The 4,582-nt window shown below is 70.7% G+C and carries 4 protein-coding genes; 2 read left to right on the plus strand and 2 right to left on the minus strand.

From position 1 onward, the window contains the following. Positions 1 to 54 precede the first annotated feature (54 nt). Together ACFWEJ_RS27440 and ACFWEJ_RS27445 are read right to left on the minus strand one after the other, a co-directional pair. Entirely contained in the window at positions 55 to 1,062 is a 1,008-nt protein-coding gene (locus ACFWEJ_RS27440) for an ABC transporter ATP-binding protein (RefSeq protein WP_377232340.1), read from the minus strand. Continuing rightward, complete coding sequence (locus ACFWEJ_RS27445; RefSeq protein ID WP_377232341.1) at positions 1,055 to 2,050, minus strand: ABC transporter permease; 996 nt, start codon at positions 2,048 to 2,050, stop codon at positions 1,055 to 1,057. The genes ACFWEJ_RS27440 and ACFWEJ_RS27445 overlap by 8 nt, the downstream gene beginning before the upstream one ends. Positions 2,051 to 2,214: 164 nt before the next feature. Between ACFWEJ_RS27445 and ACFWEJ_RS27450 the strand changes: the two genes are divergently transcribed. Both ACFWEJ_RS27450 and ACFWEJ_RS27455 read left to right on the plus strand, forming a co-directional pair. Next, entirely contained in the window at positions 2,215 to 3,288 is a 1,074-nt protein-coding gene (locus ACFWEJ_RS27450) for a hypothetical protein (protein ID WP_377232342.1), read from the plus strand. Beyond that, the gene (locus ACFWEJ_RS27455) at positions 3,285 to 4,508 is read left to right on the plus strand and encodes a DUF6716 putative glycosyltransferase (RefSeq protein WP_377232343.1); all 1,224 of its coding nucleotides are present in this window, start codon (positions 3,285 to 3,287) and stop codon (positions 4,506 to 4,508) included. Before ACFWEJ_RS27450 ends, ACFWEJ_RS27455 begins: the two co-directional genes overlap by 4 nt. Positions 4,509 to 4,582: the final 74 nt, after the last annotated feature.

Consider the following 4,582-nt stretch of genomic DNA (forward strand, 5'->3'; position numbering starts at 1 on the left):
GCCCGGGCTGTCGACCACCTGACCTTCTACCGATCACGAACCAGGCGCTGGGTCTCAGGCCGTGGCCTCCGCGGCCTTCTTGGCCTCGGCCTTCTTCAGCTCGGCCTCTTCCGCCTTCTTGCGTGCGGCCTCTTCCGCCGCACGCTTGCGCTGCAGCGCCCGACGGCGGGCCGGGCCCATGCCGGGACGCTGCGCGCGCACGAAGTTCTTGTACGCCTCGGCGACCTCGTGCACGGGACCGTCCATGACGAGCTGCCCCTGGTGCATCCACAGCACGCGCGTGCACATGGCCTCGATCGTGGAGATCGAGTGGCTGACCAGGAAGACGGTGCCCGCGTTGGCGCGGACCTCCTCGATGCGCGACTTGCTGCGCTCCTTGAAGGCGGCGTCGCCGGTGGCGAGGGCCTCGTCGATCATCAGGATGTCCGGCGACGCGGCCGACGAGATCGCGAACCGCAGGCGCGCGCCCATGCCGGACGAGTACGTCCGCATCGGCAGGTAGACGAAGTCGCCGATGCCGGCGAACTCCACCACCTCGTCGAACTTCTCGTCGACCTGCTTGGGCGTGAGCCCGAGCGCGAGGCCGCCGATCATGATGTTCCGCTCGCCGGTGAGCTGCGGCATGAGCGCCGCGTTCACGCCGAGCAGCGACGGCTCGCCGGAGACGTGCACGCTGCCCTTCTTGGGCGGCATGAGGCCGGCGATCGCCCGGAGCATGGTGCTCTTGCCCGAGCCGTTGACGCCGACGATCCCGACGGACTCGCCGTGCCGCACCGTGAAGGAGACGCCGCGCACGGCGTGCACCTCGCTCACCGCGCCGACGTGCCGGCGTCCGGCCTGGAGGAGCCGCTTGTGGAAGGGCACCTTGACCTTGATCTCGCGGATCTCGGCCCCGCCCTTCTCGGCCTCCTTGCGCGCACGGCCACCGATGACGCGGTAGACGACGTGCAGGTCGTCCACCACGAGGCACGGGTCGCCGAGATCGGTCTCGAGCGCCTCCTGCCCGGCATCCTCGGGCTCGACCTCGAGGTCGAAGTCCATGTGCTCGTCGGCCTCAGTCACGTCCGTACCTCTCCTCGCCGCGCCAGAAGACGATGAAACCGATCACGAAGAACACGACGGCCCATGCGGCACCGAGGGCCCACATCAGGCCGCTCGGCGGGAACTGCTCCTCCTGCATCAGCACGGAGCGCACCAGGTACAGGTACACCGCGACCGGCTGGTACTCCAGGATGCCGCCCACGATCGCCTTCGACGTCTCGGGGATGTCCATCCGCGCGACGTAGGCGGCGAGCGGGAAGATCACGCCGGAGGCGTACATGACGACGCGCATGATGAACGGCAGCACGTTCTCGATGTCCGGCGTCGTGGCCACGTACCGGGCCATGAAGAAGGCCAGGCCGGTGTTGAAGATCCACATCAGCGCGACGGCGGCGGGCAGCAGGAGCCACCACCAGGTGATGTGGATCATCGCGTAGCCGGGCAGCAGGCCGCTGAGCAGCGACACGATGCACATGACCACGATCGCGGGCAGCAGCGTGGTCAGCAGCGACAGCACCGTCGACATCGGCAGCACGGCGCGCGGGAAGTGCAGGGACCGCAGCAGCTGGGTCTTGCCGCTGATCGACTTGGCGCCACCGGTCACCGACGACTCGATGAAGCGGTACATGAAGACGCCGATCACGATGAAGGCGATCGAGTTGTCCACCCCGCGGTTGAGCCCGAGCAGGATGCCGAAGATCAGCACGTACACGGTCGCGTTGAGGATGGGGTTCAGCACTGCCCAGAGCTGGCCCAGGTAGTTGTTCTGGTTCTTGGCGTACGCCGTCGACGTGGCCAGGACGCGGATGAAGGCCCAGCGTCCGGTCAGGTCACGGATGTACTCGCCCAGCGGCGGGCGGACGTTCAGGGGGCGCAGCCCGTACTTCTTCGCGAGAGCGAGCCGCTCGGCAGACGTCGTGCCGGGGACGAGCGGCGGCGGTGGCTTCTTAGCATCACCGCTGGCGGCAGGCTTTGCTGGCGCAGCCGCGTCGGTAGTAGGTGTGCTCACGGTCTGGGAAATACCTGTCTGGTCGGGGGCACTGCCGGTGACGATCCGGCCGTTCGATCCTAGCGGGTCACGAACCCTAGCAGTGTGGTCGGGATTGACGGAGGACCGCACGGAACCACGCTCGCCGGACCTCGGCGGACGTGTCACGTGAGAGACTGCCACGCGTGCAGCACCCCCGTCCCGCTCCTCGAACGACCGACCCGGGCAACGCGTTCCCGCGTGTCGCCGGCGCCCTGGTCGAGTCGCCGCTGCAGCTGCTCTGCACGGTCGAAGCGCACGCCGCCGGGTACGGCGGTACCGAGACGCACGTGCACGTGCGCGACGACGTCCCCGCCCTCGGCGACGCCCTGTCCGCGGTGCGCGAGCTCAGCCTCCCCGACGGACTGACCTTCGACCTGGCGGGCCGCCGCAGCGCCCTGACCGCGCGCGAGCCGGTCTGGCTCGTGGGCGACGCCTTCTCCGGCCTGTTCCAGGCCACCGCGCCCCTGCGGCGCCCGGAGCGCATGGTCCTGGTCGACGACGGCCTGGCCACCCTCGAGCTGTGCCGCCTCCTGGTGCGCCGCGACCCGCTGGTCCGGATCGGCCGGCCGGCGCGCGCACCCCGGCGCCGGCTCGGTGCCGTCGCCGCCGGCCGCCTGCGGTCGCTCGCCGCCGACGGCCGCGTCACGATCTTCACCGCCATGCCGCTCACCCCCGAGCTGTCCGCGGGCCTGCGGGCCCAGGGCTTCGACGTGCGCCACAACCACTTCGGCTGGCTCACCGCGCAGCCCGCCGACGACGCCATGCCGGAACCCACGATCGTCGTCGGGTCGGCGATGGCCGCGGACAAGCTGATCGACCCGGACCGGTACGTCGACTGGATCCGGTCGCTGGCCAAGGAGAGCGCGCTGCGCTACGTGCCGCACCGCCGGCAGACGCCGGAGCTGCTCGCCACCCTGGCCGGGATCGACGGCGTGACCGTCGACGCTCCCGGGGCCCCCGTCGAGATCCGGCTGCGGGGCCTGCGGGCGGGCCAGCGGGTGCTCAGTCTGCCGTCGACATCGACCATCCTGTTGACCACTATCATTTCACCGCTCGGTGTCCCCGTCACCGCGCTCGACGTGCCCGCCGACTGGTGGACCCCGCGCGCCACGGCCGAACAACGAGCACACCTGACCAGCGTCGTCGAGCTCGCCCGGCAAGCCCGGGCCGCAGCCGACGACGCTTCGGAAACCGACTCCCCGGAGGCGAACGAATGACCATCCGCGTGCTCGCGGTCGCAGACAGCGACTCGTATCTGAAGTGGGCATGCGCGACGCTCGACAGGCTCGGCCCGGCCGACGAGAGCGGGCTCGACCGCTCGGCCGTGATCGTCAAGACGCCGATCGCACCGACGACCAGTCAGATCGCCGCCGCCGTCGCCGGGTCCTCGGTGGTCCGGCCCGCCGTCCTGCCCGTCCGGGACCTCGCCGCGCAGATCCGGGACAACACCCCCGACGTCGTGCTCATCGCGGCCACCGGGCCCGTCGCGGAGGTCGTGGCGCGTGCCGTCGTCGCCGCGGCCGGCAAGCGCCGCCCCGCCCTGATCACCGGCCTGCCCGGCATGGCGCTGCCCGCCACGCCCGAGGGGACGGGCTGGCGCCGCTGGTGCGACGCGTTCGTGGTGCACAGCCGCCTCGAGGTCGACGCCTACCACGAGGCCTTCGCCGCGCACGGGGTCACGCCCGAGGTGCCGCTGGCCCACCTGCCCTTCCTCGAGCACATGGCCACGAGCCTGGGCGCCGAGCCGGTCAAGCGCGTCGTGTTCGCCGCGCAGGCCAAGGTGCCGGACAACCGGCCCGACCGCGTGACCCTCCTGGACCGCCTGGCGAAGCTCGCCGAGGACGACTTCGAGGTCATCGTGAAGCTGCGCGCCCGCAAGGGCGAGCGGCAGACGCACAACGAGGCGTTCCCCTACGACGAGCTGTGGGACGCCGAGCACGAGCGCCTCGGGCACCGCAGCGACGCGCTGCGGTTCGTCGACGGCCCGATGGCGGAGTGGCTGCAGGCCGGCTCCGCCCTGATGACCGTCAGCTCGACCGCCGCGATGGAGGGGCTGGCCCTCGGCCTGTCGACCGTCATCATCGACGACTTCGGCGTGACCCCCGAACTGCTCAACGCGCCGTTCGCCGGCAGCGGCTGCGTGATGCCGGTGGCCGACGCCGGCGACGCGTTCCGTGCCGGCGGGCCGCAGCCCGACACCGCGTGGCTCGAGGACAACTACCTGCACGCCACCGACTCGGAGCTGCCCGCGACGGTCCGGGAGCTGGCCGCGCGCCGCGAGGCCGGGACGCTCACCGAGCTGGCCGAGGTCAAGCCGTGGCTGCGCGCCCGCTACCTGCGGATGGCCCTGCAGATGTACCTGCCCAAGTTCGTCTACGACACGATCCGGCTGACGACCCGTCCGGTACGGCTGCTGTTCCTGGACAAGAAGGCCTGACAACCCTCGTTGAGTGCTGGGTATTTTTTGTTGCGGGACCGGGAAACCCACAAAAAACCACCACACAACGAAGA

The organism is Promicromonospora sp. NPDC060204 (assembly GCF_042728455.1).
In the GTDB taxonomy this organism is placed as follows: domain Bacteria; phylum Actinomycetota; class Actinomycetes; order Actinomycetales; family Cellulomonadaceae; genus Promicromonospora.